Raw genomic sequence first — 17,983 nt, forward strand, 5'->3', positions numbered from 1 at the left:
CACCGTCTGCGTACGGGGGCACTCTATCGGCGGCCGGGCGCGCGTCTCCTGAGGGCGGACCTGCTGACCCAGTACGTGATGACCACGCCCCAGAACAGCGGTCCGCCGAAACCGGCGACGACGCCCGCGCCGGCCGTGGGCAGCGCCAGGGTGACCGCCGACTCCAGGCCCAGCAGGGCCACGGCGCCGGCCATCCACAGCACCGGGGGGCAGGTGCGGGAGATCAGCAGCAGGGGGCGCCGCAGCCGCGGCGGTACGCGCCGCAGCATCCACAGCGCCCAGCCGCCCCACAGCGCCAGGAACACGGCGATCCCGATGGCCTCGGCCACCACCGCGCCGGTCCCCGTGCCCCCGGTCCGCAGCTGGGCCGAGCCGATGCCCGCGGCCATGAACCCGGCGAGCGCCACCCAGCGCGCGCCCGCGGCGGTGCCCCAGGCCATGGTCTCCAGATTGAAGCGGGCCTCGCGGTCCTCCAGGTCGAGCGCGGCCGAGTCGACGAACCCCTCGGCCGCCCTGGTCCACGCGCCGCGCCGGTACCAGCGGCGGCGCAGGTGCAGCAGGGACAGGTTGTTGTGGGCCTCGCTGCTCTCCGGGTTCAGCCGCAGCGCGTTCTCGTAGGCCCTCTCGGCGGTGGCGTAGTCGTTGAGCTGGTACGCGACCAGGCCGAGGAGGAAGTGCGTGGCGTCCTCCTCGGGGCCCAGCTCCACGGAGCGGAGGGCCAGGGCGTACGCCTCCCGGCGCCGTGCCGGGTTCTCCGAGCGGACCAGGATGGTGCCGAGGACGTGGTACCCGCTCCAGTGGTGCGGCACGAGGGCGAGGCCGCGCCGCGCGGAGTCCTCCGCCGCCGCCCACCGTGGGCCGCCGGCCGGCCCGTGGGCCAGCAGGTCGGCGCGCAGGAACCACGCCGACGGCAGTTCGGGGTCGGCGCGCAGCGCCTCGTCGGCCAGGCGCAGCGCCTCCGCGCGGTCGCCGAGGTGGCGGCGGCAGCGGGCGAGCAGGGAGAGCGCCGGGGCGTCGTCCGGGTGCTGGGCGAGGTGCTGGGCCGTGAGCGCCGCGGCCTGCTCGTAGCGCTCCAGGTCGTACAGCGCCTCGGCCCGCTCCAGTGTCCGCGCCGGCGGGGTGGGCGGGGTGGTCACAGTTTGCGCTTCCTCTTCAGGTACGCGAGGAGGTCGTCGTACATCCCGCCGTCGTTGGCGAACGTCGCCACGTTGCGCGCGGCGGCGAACCAGGGGTCGGTGGACGGCCGGATCTGCCTGGCCGCGCCCATCAGGTCCCTGGTGTCGATCATCCGCACGGTGCCGGTGCGGGCCGAGTCGAGCAGCGCGGTCTCGGCGGCGGTCTCGCAGACGTGGGCGAGGTCGGCGCCGGAGAAGTCCTCCGTGGCCTTGACGAGCTTGCCCAGGTCGACCGCTTCGATGGGCCGGTCGCGCAGGTGGTAGCGGAGGATCGCCTCGCGTGCGGTGGCGTCCGGCGGCAGGACGAGCAGGGTGCGGTCGAGGCGGCCGGGGCGGCGCAGCGCGATGTCCACGTCCCAGGGGACGTTGGTGGCGGCGAGGACGAACACGCCGTCGTTGCTGTCGGCGGCGATGCCGTCCAGCTCGGTCAGCAGCTGGTTGACGACGTTGCGCAGCCCGCTGTGGTGGCTGCGGCTGCGCTTGGCGCCCAGGGCGTCCAGCTCGTCGAGGAAGACGACGCACGGGGCCTGGGCGCGGGCGGTCTCGAAGATGTCGTGGACGTTCTTCTCGGAGGCGCCGATGTACATGTCGAGGATGTCGCTGAGCGAGATCGACAGGAAGCCCGCGCCGAGCTCGCCGGCGACCGCGCGGGCGATGAACGTCTTGCCGCAGCCGGGCGGTCCGTAGAGCAGGAGACCGCCGCGCAGGCTCTTGCCGTACAGCTTGCGCAGCTCGGGGTTGCGCATGGGCGCCAGGAACGCGGCCTCCAGGCGGTCCTTGACCTCCTGCATGCCGCCGACGTCCGCCAGCCGTACGGCGCCGGGCGCGTCGACGTCCCAGGCGTCGGCGCCGTCCGGGTCGTCACCGAGGCCGTCGACGGTGAGGGGTGTCTCGGTGCCGTCCACGAACCGGGGCGGCACGATGCCGCCGACCTCCTGCTCGGCGGCGGCCCAGTCGAAGTCCTCACGGCCGCGCGGGTCCTCGGCGGGCCTCGGGGCGCCTGGCACCCGCGGGTCGGGGGCGGCCGGGGCCGGGGGCGTGGTGGGCTCCTGCGGCAGGCCCATGGCGCGGCCCATCAGCGCGCGGGCGTCCGCGTCACCGGGCGCGTGCTGGAGGGCGACGGCCGCCTCGCTCACGGCTTCGTCGTCGCGCCCCGCCTGGAGGAGGAGTTCGGCGAGGTGCAGCCGCAGGGGGACGTCGTCGGGCGCGGCGGCGACGGCGGCACGCAGGCTGCGGATGAGGGGAGACTCGTCGGACATGCCGTCACCCTACGGACCCGGTACGACAACCGGGCCGGTGGGCCCCTCCCGCGGCGGCGCGACGGGGCCGGCGGGGCGGGCCGCGGTGCCGTCAGGACCAGCGGCCGGTGCGGCCCAGCAGCAGCGCCGTGGCGGCCGTTCCGGCGGTGGAGGTGCGCAGCACGCTGCGGCCGAGCCGGTAGGGCTTCGCGCCCGCCTCGGCGAAGGCCGCCAACTCGTCGGGGGCCACGCCGCCTTCGGGGCCCACGACGAGCACGATGTCGCCGGAGGCGGGCAGTTCGGCGCCGGCCAGCGGCTCGGCGCCCTCCTCGTGGAGGACGGCGGCGAAGTCGGCCTCGGCGAGCAGCCGGGCGACCTGCTTGGTCGACGCCGCGTCCGCGACGTCCGGGAAACGGAGCCTGCGCGACTGCTTGCCCGCCTCGCGCGCGGTGGCCCGCCACTTGCCGAGCGCCTTCAGGCCGCGGTCGCCCTTCCACTGCGTGATGCAGCGGGACGCCGCCCACGGCACGATGGCGTCCACGCCGGTCTCGGTCATCGTCTCCACCGCCAGCTCGCCCCGGTCGCCCTTGGGGAGGGCCTGGACGACGGTGATACGGGGCGAGGGCTCGGGTTCCGTACGGACCTCGGCCACCGCCACCTCCAGGCGGTCCTTGCCCTCGACGGCCGCGACCGTGCCGTAGGCGCCCGCACCGGCGCCGTCCGTCAGGACGATCTCCTCGCCCACCCGCAGCCGCCGCACCGCCACCGCGTGGCGCCCCTCGGGCCCGTCGAGGACGACCGTCCCGCCGGTGACGCGGTCGACCAGGAAGACGGGGGCGGTCATGACGCCACGCCCCGCAGCGCGAGGGCCGCCACCGAGGCGTCCAGCTCCGCGCCGAGGACCTCCACCAGCCGCCCGGCGGGCAGCTCGCGCGCCATCCGGTGGCCCTGCCCGGCCCACAGCGCCATGCCCTGCGGGTCGCCCGCCTTGGCGGCGGCCTTGCGCAGCCCGCTCGTCAGGTGGTGCACCTCGGGGTACGCGGCCGGGGCGTACGGGCCGTGCTCGTGCATGAACCGGTTGACCAGGCCCCGGGCCGGTCGCCCCGAGAACGCCCGCGTCAGTTCGGTGCGGACGAACAGGGGGTTGGTCATGGCCTGCTTGTGCAGGGCGTGCGCGCCCGACTCGGGGCACACCAGGAACGCGGTGCCGAGCTGCGCGGCCTCGGCGCCCGCCGCGAGGACGGCGGCGATCTGGCTGCCGCGCATCAGGCCGCCCGCGGCGACGATCGGCAGCGGCACGGCCTCCTTCACCAGCGCGATCAGCGACAGCAGGCCCGTACCGCAACCGCCGCTCTCCGGGTCGTCGCGGTGCGTGCCCTGGTGGCCGCCCGCCTCGACGCCCTGGACGCACACGGCGTCGGCGCCCGCCCGCCGCGCCGTCTCGGCCTCCTCGGGCGAGGTGACCGTCACGACGGTGACCGTCCCGGCGCGGGCGAACGCGGCGACCGTCTCGGGGGCGGGGCAGCCGAAGGTGAACGACACCATGGGGACCGGGTCGTCCAGCAGGATGGCCAGCTTGGCCTCGTACCCGTCGTCGCGCCCCGCGTCGGGGTCGCCGAGCGGGGTCTCGTACCAGGTGGCCTCACCGGCGAGCTGGTGCCGGTACACGTCGACGGCCGCCGGGTCGGCCTGCCCGGGCTGCGGCATGAACAGATTGACGCCGAAAGGCCGCGAGGTCAGCCCGCGGACCTGCTTGATCTCCTGGTACATGCCGTCGGCGGTCTTGTACCCGGCGGCCAGGAAGCCCAGCCCGCCGGCCTCGGACACGGCCGCGGCGAGCTCCGGACAGGAGGCGCCACCCGCCATGGGGGCCTGCACGATCGGGTACCGGCAGAGATCGGTCAGTGCGGAGGACATGCACGCATGGTGTCACGCCCCCGCACCCGCACCGAATCCAGAGGGCTCACCGCCCGTTGAACGCGTCCTTGAGGCGGGAGAACAGCCCCTGCTGCCCCGGCTGGAACTGGCCGGTCGGACGCTCCTCGCCGCGCAGCTTCGCCAGCTCCCGCAGCAGCCGCTCCTGCTCCGGGTCCAGCTTCGACGGCGTCTGGACCTCCACGTGCACGATGAGGTCACCGCGTCCGCCGCCCCGCAGGTGCGTGACGCCGCGGCCGTGCAGCGGGATCGACTGGCCCGACTGCGTGCCGGGGCGGACGTCGACATCCTCCAGCCCGTCCAGCGTCTCCAGCGGGCACTTGGTGCCCAGCGCGGCCGCCGTCATGGGGATGGTGACCGTGCAGTGCAGGTCGTCGCCGCGCCGCTGGAACACCGGGTGCGGCAGCTCGTGGATCTCGACGTACAGGTCGCCCGCCGGGCCACCGCCGGGGCCGACCTCGCCCTCGCCGGCGAGCTGGATGCGGGTGCCGTTGTCCACACCGGCCGGGATCTTGACCGTGAGCGTACGGCGGGACCGGACCCGGCCGTCACCCGCGCACTCCGGGCACGGCGTGGGGACGACCGTGCCGAAGCCCTGGCACTGGGGGCAGGGGCGGGACGTCATGACCTGGCCCAGGAAGGACCGGGTGACCTGGGAGACCTCGCCCCGGCCGCGGCACATGTCGCAGGTCTGCGCCGACGTGCCGGGCGCGGCGCCCTCGCCGGAGCAGGTCGTGCAGACGACGGCCGTGTCGACCTGGATGTCCTTGGTCGTGCCGAAGGCCGCCTCGTTGAGATCGATCTCCAGGCGGATCATCGCGTCCTGGCCCCGCCGCGTCCGCGACCGGGGCCCGCGCTGCGACGCCGTCCCGAAGAAGGCGTCCATGATGTCGGAGAAGTTCCCGAAGCCGCCCGCGCCGAAGCCTCCGGCACCGGCGCCGCCGGAGGCCGACAGCGGGTCACCACCGAGGTCGTAGACCTGCTTCTTCTGCGGGTCCGACAGCACCTCGTAAGCGGCGTTGATCTCCTTGAACCGCTCCTGCGTCTTCGGATCGGGGTTGACGTCCGGGTGCAGCTCGCGGGCGAGCCTCCGGAACGCCTTCTTGATCTCGTCCTGGGACGCGTCGCGGCGTACGCCGAGTACGGCGTAGTAGTCCGTGGCCACTTACGACTCCGCCAGGATCTGTCCGACGTAACGTGCCACTGCGCGTACCGCTCCCATCGTTCCGGGGTAGTCCATGCGGGTCGGTCCGACCACGCCGAGTTTGGCGACTGCCTCGTCGCCCGAACCGTAGCCGACCGCGACGACGGACGTGGAGTTGAGGCCCTCATGGGCGTTCTCGTGCCCGATACGTACGGTCATGGCCGAGTCCTTGGCCTCGCCGAGCAGCTTCAGGAGCACCACCTGCTCCTCCAGCGCCTCCAGCACCGGCCGGATCGTCAGGGGGAAGTCGTGCCCGAAGCGGGTGAGATTGGCGGTGCCGCCGATCATCAGCCGTTCCTCGGTCTCCTCCACCAGGGTCTCCAGCAGCGTGGCCAGCACCGTGGAGACGGTGCCCCGGTCCTCCGCCTCGAAGGACTCGGGGAGGTCCTGCACCAGCTGCGGCACGTCCGTGAAGCGCCGGCCCACCACGCGGCTGTTGAGCCGCGCCCGCAGGTCGGCCACCGACGTCTCGCCGAACGGCGCGGGGCAGTCGACCATGCGCTGCTCCACGCGCCCGGTGTCCGTGATCAGGACGAGCATCAGCCGGGCGGGCGCCAGCGACAGCAGCTCCACATGACGCACGGTGGACCGCGTCAGGGACGGGTACTGCACGACCGCGACCTGCCGGGTCAGCTGCGCGAGCAGCCGCACCGTGCGGCCGACGACGTCGTCGAGGTCGACCGCGCCGTCCAGGAAGTTCTGGATGGCGCGCCGCTCCGGCGACGACAGCGGCTTGACACCGGCGAGCCGGTCGACGAAGAGACGGTAGCCCTTGTCGGTCGGGATGCGGCCGGCGCTGGTGTGGGGCTGGGCGATGAAGCCCTCCTCCTCCAGCACCGCCATGTCGTTGCGCACGGTGGCGGGCGAGACGCCGAGGTTGTGGCGCTCCGTGAGCGCCTTGGAGCCGACCGGCTCCTCGGTGCCCACGTAGTCCTGGACGATGGCGCGCAACACCTCGAGTCTGCGTTCGCTGAGCATCGCGCGCACCTCCAGCTGGCTGTGGTTCCTCCGGCTTCGCTGGCACTCACCATGCCCGAGTGCCAACCTTCCCCCGGCAAGTGTACGGCGCCGGGGTACGCCCCTAGCAAGGGCGGCCGACCACGCTACCGCGCGACGACGCTGGTGGATGCCGATAGCGTCGCGGTATGGACGTCAGTTGGGAAGACTTCGGATGGGAGCGTCTGGGCGACGGGGTGGGCCGCAGGAGGCTGCCGGTGTGGGACGCGACCACCGCGCTGGTGGTCGGGGAGGACGGCGCCCTCCTGTTCGACACGGGCGCCACCCTCCGTGAGGGGGCCGGGATCCGGGCGCAGGCGCAGGCCCTCCTGGGCGGCCGGAGAGTGACGCACATCGCACTGAGCCACCCGCATTTCGACCACGTGCTGGGCACGGCCGCCTTCTCCGGCACGGAGGTGTACGGCGCGGTCGGCGTCGACACCGTGCTGACCCGGGACCGGGATGCGCTGCGGGGGGACGCCGTACGGCACGGTGTGGCCGAGGCGGACGCCGTGGAGGCGGTGGACGCCCTGGTGGTCCCGCACCACCTGGTGTGCGGCGAGTGGACGCTGGAACTGGGCGGGCGGCAGGTGCTGCTGGCCAACGTGGGTCCGGGCCACAGCGGCCACGACCTGGCCGTCCTGGTGCCGGGCTCCCGCGAGGTCGTCCTGTGCGGGGACCTGGTGGAGGAGTCGGGCGACCCCCAGGCCGGGCCGGACGCCATCCCGTCGCGCTGGCCGGCCGCCCTGGACCGGCTGCTGGAGCTGGGCGGCGAGGACGCGGTGTACGTCCCGGGGCACGGCGCCGTCGTCGACGCCGGCTTCGTACGCGCCCAGCGCGCTGAACTGGCCCGCCGCTTCGGGGTGTCGTAGCGTCTGGCGGATGCGCGCTTACGACCCTGACCTGACGCCCTCCTGGAAGCGTTCGGCCCCGGTGCCGGAGGTACCCGCCGAACCGGACCTGGTGGTCGAGGAGGTGAGCACCGGGTTCTGCGGGGCGGTGATCGGCTGCGAGGCGGGCACGGTGACCCTGGAGGACCGCTTCGGCAAGCACCGGGTGTTCCCACTGGCGCCGCGCGGTTTCCTGCTGGAGGGGCGCACGGTGACGCTGGTGCGCCCGGCGGCCGGCCCCGCGCGCCCGTCGCGCACCGCCTCGGGCTCGATCGCCGTCCCGGGGGCACGCGCGCGCGTGGCCCGCGCGGGGCGCATCTACGTGGAGGGCCGCCACGACGCCGAGCTGGTGGAACGGGTGTGGGGCGACGACCTGCGCGTCGAGGGCGTGGTCGTCGAGTACCTGGAGGGCGTCGACGACCTCCCGGCCGTCGTGCGGGACTTCGGGCCCGGCCCGGACGCCCGCCTGGGGGTGCTGGTCGACCACCTGGTCCCGGGCTCCAAGGAGTCCCGCATCGCCGCGTCCGTCACGGACGAGCACACGCTGGTCGTCGGGCACCCGTACATCGACATCTGGGAGGCCGTGAAGCCCTCCTCGGTGGGCATCCGGGCGTGGCCGTCCGTCCCGCGCGGCCAGGACTGGAAGACGGGCGTGTGCCGCGCCCTGGGCTGGCCGGAGAACACCGGCGCCGCCTGGCAGCACGTCCTGTCCCGGGTACGGAGCTACAAGGATTTGGAGCCGGCGCTGCTGGGCGCGGTGGAGCGGCTGATCGACCATGTGACGGTCGGCGAGGCGGCGGGCTGACCGCCGTCGCCCCGGTCGCGCGCGAGCCCGGCGGGGTCCGGAGGACAGGCCCTAGTCCACCAGGTCCCGCACCACCGCGTCGGCGAGCAGCCGGCCGCGCAGCGTGAGGACGGCCCGCCCCTCGGCGTAAGGACCGGTGTCCAGGAGCCCGTCCCTTACCGCGCGTCCGGCGGCGGCCAGGCCGGCGGGCCGGAGCAGTGACAGCTCGCAGCCCTCCCGCAGCCGCAGCTCCAGCAGGACCCGCTCCACCCGGCGGTCCTCCTCCGACAGCACCTCGCGCCCCGCGCCGGGCGAGCGCCCCCCGGCCAGCGCGGCGGCGTACGCGCCGGGGTGCTTCACGTTCCACCACCGCACGCCCCCGACGTGGCTGTGCGCTCCCGGTCCGGCGCCCCACCAGTCGGCGCCGCGCCAGTACAGCTCGTTGTGCAGGCACCGGCCCGCGTCCGAGGTGGCCCAGTTGGACACCTCGTACCAGGAGAAGCCCGCGCCGGACAGCACGTCCTCCGCGATCAGGTACCGGTCGGCGTGCACGTCGTCGTCGGTCATCGGCACCTCACCGCGCCGGATGCGCCGCGCCAGCTGCGTGCCCTCCTCCACGATCAGGGCGTACGCGCTGACGTGGTCCGGCCCGGCGCCGATCGCCGCGTCGAGCGAGGCGCGCCAGTCGGCGTCGCTCTCCCCCGGCGTGCCGTAGATCAGGTCGAGGTTGACGTGCTCGAACCCGGCCGCCCGCGCCTCCGCGACGCAGGCCTCCGGCCGCCCGGGGGTGTGCGTGCGGTCCAGCACCTTCAGCACGTGCTGCCGGGCGCTCTGCATCCCGAAGGAGATCCGGTTGAAGCCGCCCTCGCGCAGCTCGGCGAGGTACGCGGGGCCGACGGACTCCGGATTCGCCTCGGTGGTGATCTCGGCGTCGTCGGCGAGGCCGAACTCGTCCCGGATCGCGCCCAGCATGCGCACCAGATCGGCGGCGGCGAGCAGGGTGGGCGTGCCGCCGCCGACGAAAACGGTCCGCACGGGGCGCGGGTCGTCGCCCAGCACCTTCCGCGCGAGCCGCACCTCGTCGGTCAGCGTGGCGGCGTAGTTGTCTCGGGAGGCGAGGACACCGCCGGAGCCGCGCAGCTCGGTGGCGGTGTAGGTGTTGAAGTCGCAGTAGCCGCAGCGGGTCGCGCAGTACGGCACGTGCAGATAGAACCCGAGCGGCCGCTCACCGGCCCCGAGCAGGGCGGACGCGGGCAGCGCGCCGTCCTCGGGCATGGGCTCACCATCGGGCAGTACGGAAGGCATACCGTCCATTGTCCGTCACCGCCGCGCCTACCTGGCCTGGAGCACCAGCAGCGCGAGGTCGTCGCACACGGGCGTCTCACCGAAGGCGTGGACCGCGTGCTTGATCCTTTCGGCGACCTCGCGCGCCGGCAGGCCGGCGCACCCGGCGAGGGCCTCGGCCAGGCCGTCCCCGTCGTCGAACATCCGGCCCGTGCGGGAGCGGCGCTCGGTGACGCCGTCCGTGACGCACAGCAGGGTGTCGCCGGGCGCGAGGTGGAACGTGTGGCTCTCGTACCCGACGTCGTCGACGACGCCCAGCAGCACCTGGGGCACCGCGGCGGGCGTCACGGAGCCGTCCGGGCGCAGCAGCAGCGGCAGGGGGTGGCCGGCGGAGGCGAGGGTGCAGCGGGCGCCGCCGCCCTCCTCGGGGCCGAGCGGTACGAGCTCGCCGAAGAGCAGCGACAGGAACCGCGCCTGGGGCTGGGCCGGGGGCTGCGGCCCGCCGGGCAGGTCACCGGCCGCGGCGACCATGGAGGCGGCGGCTTCGGCGGCCTCGGTGGCGTCGTCGAGGAGCAGCCGGTTCAGCCGGTCGAGGACCTGGCCCACCCGGTGGTCCTCGCGGGCGAGCAGCCGCAGCCAGGGGCGGGCGAGGCCGGTGACGACGGCGGCCTCGGGGCCGCTGCCCTGGACGTCGCCGAGCATGAAGCACCAGCGCCGGAGTCCGGGACCGGCCTGGAACACGTCGTAGAAGTCGCCGCCCGCGAGGCCGTCGTCGCTGGGCTCGTACACGACGCGGCTCTCCACGCCCGGGATCTGCGCCACCTGGCTGGGCAGCAGCCCGCGCTGGAGGACCCGGCTGATGGTGACCTGCCGGGTGTAGCGGCGTGCGGCGCCGACGGCGAGGGCGACGCGGCGCGCGAAGTCCTCGACGAGGGTGGTGACCGCGTCGGGGATGCGGTCCTGTCCGCGCCGTCCGATCATGAGCGTGCCGAGGGCGTGCCCGCCGACGACCAGCCGGTACGCGAGCGCCGCGCCGCCCGGGGCGGCGTGCGTGGCGTGCTTGGCGTGCGTGGCGTGCGTGGAGGCGCCGCCCGCGCCTCCGTGCACGCCCTGCGCGCGCCCGTCCCCGTCCACGCCCTGCGCGCGCCCGTCCGTGCCGTGGGCGCCCGGGGCCGGGCCGCCGGCGGGCCGTGCGGCGCCGCATCCGTCGGGCGACGGCCAGGGGACCGGCACCGGCCGGGTGCCGGGGGGCTCCGGCATACGCGGCGGCTCCTTCTCCAGCACGGTACGCAGCGGCTCCAGCGCCGACTCGTCGGCGTGCCACACGCGGGCGAGCCGCGGTCCGCCGCCGCCCGTGCCCTCGCCCTCCAGCCAGAAGGCGCACCAGTCGGCCAGCCGCGGCACCAGGAGCTGGCCGGCGAGCGCCGCGACCAGGTCCTCGTCGAGCTGGCCGGCCAGCAGGTCGGACGCCTCGGCGAGGAACGACAGCGCTCCCCGGCCGGCCCACTCGTGGTCGTCGCGCACGACCCTGCGCGGAGGCGGGGCGAGGATCTCGGCGGCGCGCAGCCCGCGCTGGATGGCCGGCTCGGCGCCGGGCACCGGGCAGGTGTCCCAGCCGTCGAGCGGGAGCCGGGCCCAGACCGTCTTGAGGCCGGGGCGGTAGGTGATGCCCCAGCACTCGGTGAGGGCGGCGACCAGCCGGAGGCCGCGGCCGTACTCGTCCAGGCCGTCCTCGTCCTCCTGGAAGGCGTCGTGGCGGACCGGGCGCGCGGGATGGTGGTCGGACACCTCCAGGACCAGCGCGGCGGGCCGGCCCTCGGCGGGATCCTCCAGGCGGAACAGGAGCTCGACGGTGGTGCCGGCGTGGACGACCGCGTTGGTGACCAGTTCACCGACGACGAGGACCGCGTCGTGGGCGACCCGGTCGGTGATCGCCGCGGCGGCGGGCAGCGCCAGGCCCGTCCAGTCGGCGAGCGCGGCGCGGACGAAGCGGCGGGCGGCGGACGGCGCGAGGGGGTTGCCCGGCAGGCTGGTGCGCGTGACGGACTGGCCCGGCGGCGGGTGGTGGGGCGGCGGCGCCAACTCGCCCATGGTGGCGCGCTGTGTCGGGAAGGACCCCACGTGCGGCTCCTCGTCGGCTCCTGGGTCGGCTCGTGGTCGGACACCGACAGGGTGACAGATCGAGCACGCCCATAAGCGCCGAGTCATCGAACTCGCCCGCGCGGACGGGGCCGCGCCCGTCCGGCGCGGCCCCGTCCTCGTGTCCCGGGAGGTCAGTCCTCCCTGGTCCCGGCGTACATCTCGTCGATCAGGTGCTTGTACTCGCGCTCCACCACGGGCCGCTTGAGCTTGAGGCTGGGCGTCAGTTCGCCGTGCTCGATGTCGAGGTCGCGCGGCAGGAGGCGGAACCGCTTGATGGTCTGCCAGCGCTGAAGGCCCTCGTTGAGCCGGTCCACGTAGCCCTGGACGAGCCGCTCGACGTCGGAGGTGGCGACGACCTCGGCGTAGGACTTGCCGCCCAGGCCGTACTCCTCCGCCCAGGCCAGGATCGCGGGCTCGTCGAGGGCGATGAGCGCGGTGCAGTAGTTCCGGTCGGCACCGTGGACGAGGATGTTGGAGACGTACGGGCAGACCGCCTTGAACCGCCCCTCGACCTCGGCGGGCGCGATGTACTTGCCGCCGGACGTCTTGATCAGGTCCTTCTTGCGGTCGGTGATGCGGAGGTAGCCGTCGACCGACAGCTCCCCGATGTCGCCGGTGTGGAACCAGCCGTCCGACTCCAGGACCTCGGCGGTCTTCTCCGGGAGCCCGTGGTAGCCCTCCATGATGCCGGGGCCGCGCAGCAGGATCTCGCCGTCGTCGGCGATCCGCACCTCGGTGCCGGGCAGCGGCTTGCCGACGGTCCCGGTGCGGTAGGCCTCGCCCGGGTTGACGAAGGACGCGGCGCTGGACTCGGTCAGGCCGTAGCCCTCCAGGATGTGGATGCCGGCGCCCGAGAAGAAGTAGCCGATGTCGGGCGCGAGGGCGGCCGACCCGGAGACGGCGGCGCGCAGCCGGCCGCCGAAGGCGTCCCGGAGCTTGGAGTAGACGAGGGCGTCGGCGACCTTGTGCTTGGCGTTCAGTCCGAAGGGGACGGTCGCGTTGCCGGTGCGGCGGAAGTTGTCCTGGCTGGTGCGGGCGTACTCGCGGGCGACCTCGGCGGCCCACTTGAAGATCTTGTACTTGGCACCGCCGCCGGCCCGGGCCTTGGCGGCGACGCCGTTGTACACCTTCTCGAAGATGCGCGGCACGGCGGCCATGTAGGTGGGCTGGACGACCGGCAGGTTCTCGATGATCTTGTCAACCCGGCCGTCGACGGCCGTGACGTGCCCGACCTCGATCTGCCCGGAGGTCAGCACCTTGCCGAACACGTGCGCCAGGGGCAGCCAGAGGTACTGCACGTCGTCGCCCGTGACCAGGCCGGTCGCGGCGATGGCCTTGGCCATGTACGACCAGTTGTCGTGCGGCAGCCGGACGCCCTTGGGCCGGCCGGTGGTGCCGGAGGTGTAGATGAGGGTGGCGAGCTGGTCGGCGGTGATCGCGGAGACCCGGTCCCGGACGGCGTCGGGGTGCTTCTCCAGGTACGCGCGGCCGCGCTCCTCCAGCTCGGCGAGGGAGAGGACCCAGCCCTCAGGGTCACCGGCGTCCGTCTCGGCGCCGGCCGGGTCGATGACCACGACATGGGCGAGGTGCGGCAGGTCGGCGCGGCGCTCGCGGGCCTTGGCGAGCTGGGTGGCGTCCTCGGCGATCAGGACGCGGCTGTCGGAGTCGGCCAGGATGTACCCGGACTCCTCGGCGTTGGTCTGGGGGTAGACGGTGGTGGTCGCCGCGCCGGCGCACATCACGCCGAGGTCGGCGAGGATCCACTCGACGCGGGTGGCGGACGCGAGGGCGATCCGCTCCTCGGACCGTACGCCCAGGTCGATGAGGCCGGCGGCGATGGCGTAGACGCGCTCCGCGGCCTGTCCCCAGCTGAGGGACCTCCACTCGTCGGGGCCCTGGCCGGAGCCCGCCGGCACCGGGTAGCGGTATGCCTCCGCGTCCGGCGTCTTCGCCACGCGCTCCAGGAAGAGGTTCGCCACGGAGGGCGGGCGGGTCTCGATCAGGGTCTGTGTGTCGCTCACGACGTCCTCCGGGCGGCTTGCGGCTGGGCTGCACGACGGGATGGTTGTTTAACTGGCGAGTAACCCTCGGGCGGGATCAGGTTAGAGCGCCGTGCTCCGCCACGTAAGGGGCTGTGGCCCGGTGGTTCATACCCGGTTCATAACGACTGGGACGCCGCGCGGCACCCGGAGGACCCGGTGCGGCGGGGCCCGGACACGGCGCGGACACGGCCCGGGCACGGCGCGGGCACGACAGCGACACGGCGCGGACACGGCGCGGGCACGCCCCGGGTACGCGAAAGCGCCCGTCCGTGAACCGAACGGGCGCTTTCGCTTGCCCTACTGCTTCCGGGTGGCCGCCCGGCGGATCCCGGTCCCTACTTCTTGGACTTGCCGCCCGCGGCGTCGTCGCTGGACAGCACCGCGATGAAGGCTTCCTGCGGAACCTCCACGGAACCGACCATCTTCATCCGCTTCTTGCCCTCCTTCTGCTTCTCCAGCAGCTTCCGCTTACGGGAGATGTCACCGCCGTAGCACTTGGCGAGGACGTCCTTGCGGATGGCGCGGATGGTCTCGCGGGCGATGACGCGCGAGCCGATGGCGGCCTGGATCGGCACCTCGAAGGCCTGCCGCGGGATGAGCTCGCGCAGCTTGGCCACGAGCCGCACGCCGTACGCGTACGCCGCGTCCTTGTGCGTGATCGCGGAGAACGCGTCGACCTTGTCGCCGTGCAGCAGGATGTCGACCTTGACGAGGCTGGAGGCCTGCTCGCCGGTGGGCTCGTAGTCGAGGGAGGCGTAACCGCGGGTCTTGGACTTCAGCTGGTCGAAGAAGTCGAAGACGATCTCGGCGAGGGGAAGGGTGTAGCGGATCTCCACCCGGTCCTCGGAGAGGTAGTCCATGCCCAGCAGGGTGCCGCGGCGGGTCTGGCACAGCTCCATGATCGAGCCGATGAACTCGCTGGGGGCGAGGATCGTGGCGCGTACGACCGGCTCGTACACCTCGCTGATCTTGCCCTCGGGGAACTCGCTCGGGTTGGTGACCGTGTGCTCGGTGCCGTCCTCCATGAGCACGCGGTAGACCACGTTGGGGGCGGTGGCGATCAGGTCGAGCCCGAACTCGCGCTCCAGCCGCTCGCGGATCACGTCGAGGTGCAGCAGGCCCAGGAAGCCCACGCGGAAGCCGAAGCCGAGCGCGGCGGAGGTCTCCGGCTCGTAGACGAGCGCGGCGTCGTTGAGCTGGAGCTTGTCGAGGGCGTCGCGCAGCTCGGGGTAGTCGGAGCCGTCCAGCGGGTAGAGGCCGGAGAACACCATGGGCTTGGGGTCCTTGTAACCGCCCAGGGCCTCGGTGGCGCCCTTGTGCAGGGTGGTGATCGTGTCACCGACCTTGGACTGCCGGACGTCCTTCACACCCGTGATCAGGTACCCGACCTCGCCGACGCCGAGCCCGTCCGCCGGGAGCATCTCGGGCGAGTTGGTGCCGATCTCCAGCAGCTCGTGGGTCGCGCCGGTGGACATCATGCGGATGCGCTCGCGCTTGTTGAGCTGCCCGTCGATGACACGCACATAGGTGACGACACCGCGGTACGAGTCGTAGACCGAGTCGAAGATCATCGCCCGGGCGGGCGCGTCGGCGACACCGACCGGTGCCGGGACCTCCCTGACGACGCGGTCGAGCAGCGCCTCGACGCCGAGACCGGTCTTGGCCGACACCCGGAGGACGTCGTCGGGGTCGCAGCCGACCAGGTTCGCCAGCTCCTCGGCGAACTTCTCCGGCTGGGCGGCCGGCAGGTCGATCTTGTTGAGCACGGGAACGATGGCGAGGTCGTTCTCCATCGCCAGGTAGAGGTTGGCGAGGGTCTGCGCCTCGATGCCCTGGGCGGCGTCGACGAGCAGGATGGTGCCCTCGCACGCGGCCAGGGACCGCGACACCTCGTAGGTGAAGTCGACGTGACCGGGGGTGTCGATCATGTTGAGGATGTGAGTGCTGCCCTGGCCGGGCCCCTCGGTGGGGGCCCACGGCAGACGCACCGCCTGGGACTTGATCGTGATGCCGCGCTCGCGCTCGATGTCCATGCGGTCGAGGTACTGAGCGCGCATCTGCCGCTGCTCGACCACACCGGTCAGCTGGAGCATCCGGTCGGCAAGGGTGGACTTGCCGTGGTCGATGTGCGCGATGATGCAGAAATTGCGGATCAGCGCCGGGTCGGTACGGCTCGGCTCGGGCACGTGGATAGGAGTCGCGGGCACGCAGGGTCCTGATTCTCGAGACGCCGGGCGTCTCAGCTCGGGTCGACGGCGGATCGATACGTAGGGTTCCATGGTCCCACGGACGGGGACGGGCGCTCGGTTTGGGCCGCTCGGAGGGCGGCTGGTAGCCTGGGCAGCTGTGTCTCGTGGCCCTCTCAGCGACGTGGCACACATTCAGAGAAATCCTTACGAACCTGAAAAGGCTCATTCGTGGCGAACATCAAGTCCCAGATCAAGCGGAACAAGACCAACGAGAAGGCGCGCCTGCGCAACAAGGCCGTCAAGTCGTCGCTCAAGACCGCGATCCGCAAGGCCCGTGAGGCCGCTGCCGCGGGTGACGTCGAGAAGGCCACTGTGGCCGCTCGCGCCGCCTCCCGTGCGCTCGACAAGGCTGTCTCGAAGGGTGTCATCCACAAGAACGCCGCCGCCAACAAGAAGTCGGCGCTGGCCACCAAGGTTGCCACCCTCCAGGGCTGAGCTGCTCTCGATTTGATCGCCGGGACGGACCCAGCGGGCCCTCTCTTCCGCTCCTGACCGGCACCCCCGAGCCCGTACGCGGCCTGCGTTCGCCACGCGGGTACGAGCTCACCAACGCATCACCCGAAGGCCCCGTCGCCCGTTCTTCCCCAGAACACGGCACCGGGGCCTTCGCCATGCCCGGTCACGGGGCCGCCGCGCATCCTGGGGCGGGCTGCCCGGGGCCGCCGGACACCCGAAGGGCGGGTGCCCCGGGGGGGCGGCCTTCGGGGAGCAGCCCACCGCACCGGTACAGGCGCCCGCAAGGGGGAGCGTCCGGTCAGCGGCGGGAGCGGGCCGCGCGGGCGATGGTGACGACCGCCTTCTCCAGGGCGTACTCGGGGTCGTCGCCCCCGCCCTTGACACCGGCGTCCGCCTCCGCGATCGCGCGCAGCGCGACGGCCACGCCGTCCGGCGTCCAGCCGCGCATCTGCTGGCGCACGCGGTCGATCTTCCAGGGCGGCATGCCGAGCTCGCGGGCGAGGTCCGCCGGACGCCCGCCCCGCGCCGACGACAGCTTGCCGATCGCCCGCACGCCCTGCGCCAGCGCACTGGTGATCAGCACGGGCGCGACCCCGGTCGACAGCGACCACCGCAGCGCCTCCAGCGCCTCGGCCGCCCGCCCCTCCACCGCCCGGTCGGCGACGTTGAAGCTGGAGGCCTCCGCGCGGCCCGTGTAGTACCGTCCGACGACCGCCTCGTCGATGGTGCCCTCCACGTCCGCGACGAGCTGCGACACGGCGGACGCGAGCTCCCGCAGATCGCTGCCGACCGAGTCGACGAGCGCCTGGCACGCCTCCGGCGTCGCGGACCGCCCGAGCGCCCGGAACTCACCGCGCACGAACGTCAGACGCTCCGCCGGCTTGGTGGTCTTCGGACACGCGACCTCCCGCGCCCCCGCCTTCCGCGCCGCGTCCAGCAGGCCCTTGCCCTTGGCGCCGCCGGCGTGGAGCAGGACGAGGCTGATGTCCTCCACGGGCGAGCCGAGGTACGCCTTGATGTCCTTGACGGAGTCGGCGGAGAGATCGTGCGCGTTCCGCACGACCAGCACCTTGCGCTCGGCGAACAACGACGGGCTCGTCAGCTCGGCGAGCGTGCCGGGCTGGAGCTGGTCGGACGCGAGGTCACGGACGTCCGTGTCGGCGTCGGCCGCGCGGGCGGCCGCCACCACCTGCTGCACCGCGCGGTCGAGGAGGAGGTCCTCCTGCCCCACGGCGAGGGTGACGGGCGCGAGGACGTCGTCGGTCTGGTTCTTTCTGGTGGCCATCGCGAACCAGCATCGCACGGCCCACCGACAGCGCGGGCACGGCCGGACCCCTCCCTACGGCTCCTCCCGCCAGCCGTCCCACCCGGCCGCGAACTCGTCCAGCTCGGCGGCCACGAGCCGGCCGTCCGGGTCCTCGACCACCACCAGCCACTGGGCGTCCTCGGCGTCGTCCTCGCCGGCCAGGGCGTCCCGCACCAGCTGGGGCTCCTCCGTGATCCCGAAACGCTCCCCGAGCTCCTCGGCGGCTTCCTCGGCCGCGTCCCGGTCGGGCAGCACCAGTACATGTCTCACATCGCTCACGCC

Annotated in this window: 15 protein-coding genes; 3 read left to right on the forward strand and 12 right to left on the reverse strand. The window is 73.5% G+C overall.

The annotated features are described in order from the left end of the window. Window positions 1-23 precede the first annotated feature (23 nt). The 6 genes from IE109_RS15225 to hrcA form a co-directional block, all read right to left on the reverse strand. Entirely contained in the window at window positions 24-1,136 is a 1,113-nt protein-coding gene (locus IE109_RS15225; RefSeq protein WP_189551415.1) for a tetratricopeptide repeat protein, read from the reverse strand. Next, window positions 1,133-2,434 (reverse strand): ATP-binding protein, encoded by a 1,302-nt coding sequence (locus IE109_RS15230; protein WP_189551416.1) that lies wholly within the window; start codon window positions 2,432-2,434, stop codon window positions 1,133-1,135. The genes IE109_RS15225 and IE109_RS15230 overlap by 4 nt, the downstream gene beginning before the upstream one ends. 91 nt (window positions 2,435-2,525) lie before the next feature. Beyond that, window positions 2,526-3,257, reverse strand: a complete 732-nt coding sequence (locus tag IE109_RS15235; protein ID WP_189551417.1) for a 16S rRNA (uracil(1498)-N(3))-methyltransferase — start codon at window positions 3,255-3,257, stop codon at window positions 2,526-2,528. After that, a complete protein-coding gene (locus IE109_RS15240) occupies window positions 3,254-4,330 on the reverse strand; it encodes a nitronate monooxygenase (RefSeq protein WP_189551418.1) in 1,077 nt (358 codons plus the stop codon). The genes IE109_RS15235 and IE109_RS15240 overlap by 4 nt, the downstream gene beginning before the upstream one ends. Window positions 4,331-4,376: 46 nt before the next feature. Further along, a complete protein-coding gene (gene dnaJ, locus IE109_RS15245; protein ID WP_189551419.1) occupies window positions 4,377-5,513 on the reverse strand; it encodes a molecular chaperone DnaJ in 1,137 nt (378 codons plus the stop codon). Next, a complete protein-coding gene (gene hrcA, locus IE109_RS15250) occupies window positions 5,514-6,530 on the reverse strand; it encodes a heat-inducible transcriptional repressor HrcA (protein WP_064071914.1) in 1,017 nt (338 codons plus the stop codon). It lies immediately after the preceding gene. Between the two features lie 167 nt (window positions 6,531-6,697). On the opposite strand from hrcA, the gene IE109_RS15255 reads away from it, so the two are divergent. Next, on the forward strand, window positions 6,698-7,420 hold the full coding sequence (locus IE109_RS15255; RefSeq protein WP_189551420.1) for an MBL fold metallo-hydrolase: 723 nt from the start codon (window positions 6,698-6,700) through the stop codon (window positions 7,418-7,420). A 10-nt stretch (window positions 7,421-7,430) separates the two neighbouring features. Next, entirely contained in the window at window positions 7,431-8,243 is an 813-nt protein-coding gene (locus IE109_RS15260; protein WP_189551421.1) for a DUF3097 domain-containing protein, read from the forward strand. Between the two features lie 51 nt (window positions 8,244-8,294). Here IE109_RS15260 and hemW read toward each other — a convergent pair whose 3' ends face one another. The 4 genes from hemW to lepA all read right to left on the reverse strand — a co-directional run bounded on the left by hemW (window position 8,295) and on the right by lepA (window position 15,897). Then, complete coding sequence (hemW, locus tag IE109_RS15265; protein WP_189551422.1) at window positions 8,295-9,527, reverse strand: radical SAM family heme chaperone HemW; 1,233 nt, start codon at window positions 9,525-9,527, stop codon at window positions 8,295-8,297. Window positions 9,528-9,554: 27 nt separating this feature from the next. After that, the gene (locus IE109_RS15270) at window positions 9,555-11,597 is read right to left on the reverse strand and encodes a SpoIIE family protein phosphatase (RefSeq protein WP_229891123.1); all 2,043 of its coding nucleotides are present in this window, start codon (window positions 11,595-11,597) and stop codon (window positions 9,555-9,557) included. A 182-nt stretch (window positions 11,598-11,779) separates the two neighbouring features. Further along, the gene (locus tag IE109_RS15275; RefSeq protein ID WP_189551424.1) at window positions 11,780-13,669 is read right to left on the reverse strand and encodes an AMP-dependent synthetase/ligase; all 1,890 of its coding nucleotides are present in this window, start codon (window positions 13,667-13,669) and stop codon (window positions 11,780-11,782) included. Between the two features lie 356 nt (window positions 13,670-14,025). Continuing rightward, window positions 14,026-15,897, reverse strand: coding sequence for a translation elongation factor 4 (gene lepA / locus IE109_RS15280; protein ID WP_189551425.1), 1,872 nt, complete (start codon window positions 15,895-15,897; stop codon window positions 14,026-14,028). A gap of 210 nt (window positions 15,898-16,107) precedes the next feature. Between lepA and rpsT the strand changes: the two genes are divergently transcribed. Next, window positions 16,108-16,374 (forward strand): 30S ribosomal protein S20, encoded by a 267-nt coding sequence (gene rpsT / locus IE109_RS15285; RefSeq protein WP_189551426.1) that lies wholly within the window; start codon window positions 16,108-16,110, stop codon window positions 16,372-16,374. A 319-nt stretch (window positions 16,375-16,693) separates the two neighbouring features. On the opposite strand, the gene holA is transcribed toward rpsT, so the two are convergent. After that, window positions 16,694-17,680 carry a DNA polymerase III subunit delta gene (holA, locus tag IE109_RS15290; protein ID WP_189551427.1) on the reverse strand — a complete coding sequence of 329 codons (987 nt, stop codon included), beginning with the start codon at window positions 17,678-17,680 and terminating at the stop codon, window positions 16,694-16,696. A gap of 54 nt (window positions 17,681-17,734) precedes the next feature. Beyond that, window positions 17,735-17,980: a hypothetical protein gene (locus IE109_RS15295; RefSeq protein WP_189551428.1), complete on the reverse strand. Its 246-nt coding sequence runs from the start codon at window positions 17,978-17,980 to the stop codon at window positions 17,735-17,737. Between the last annotated feature and the right edge of the window lie 3 nt (window positions 17,981-17,983).

It is taken from the genome of Streptomyces lavendofoliae (assembly GCF_014649735.1).
GTDB classification, from domain to species: Bacteria; Actinomycetota; Actinomycetes; order Streptomycetales; family Streptomycetaceae; genus Streptomyces; species Streptomyces lavendofoliae.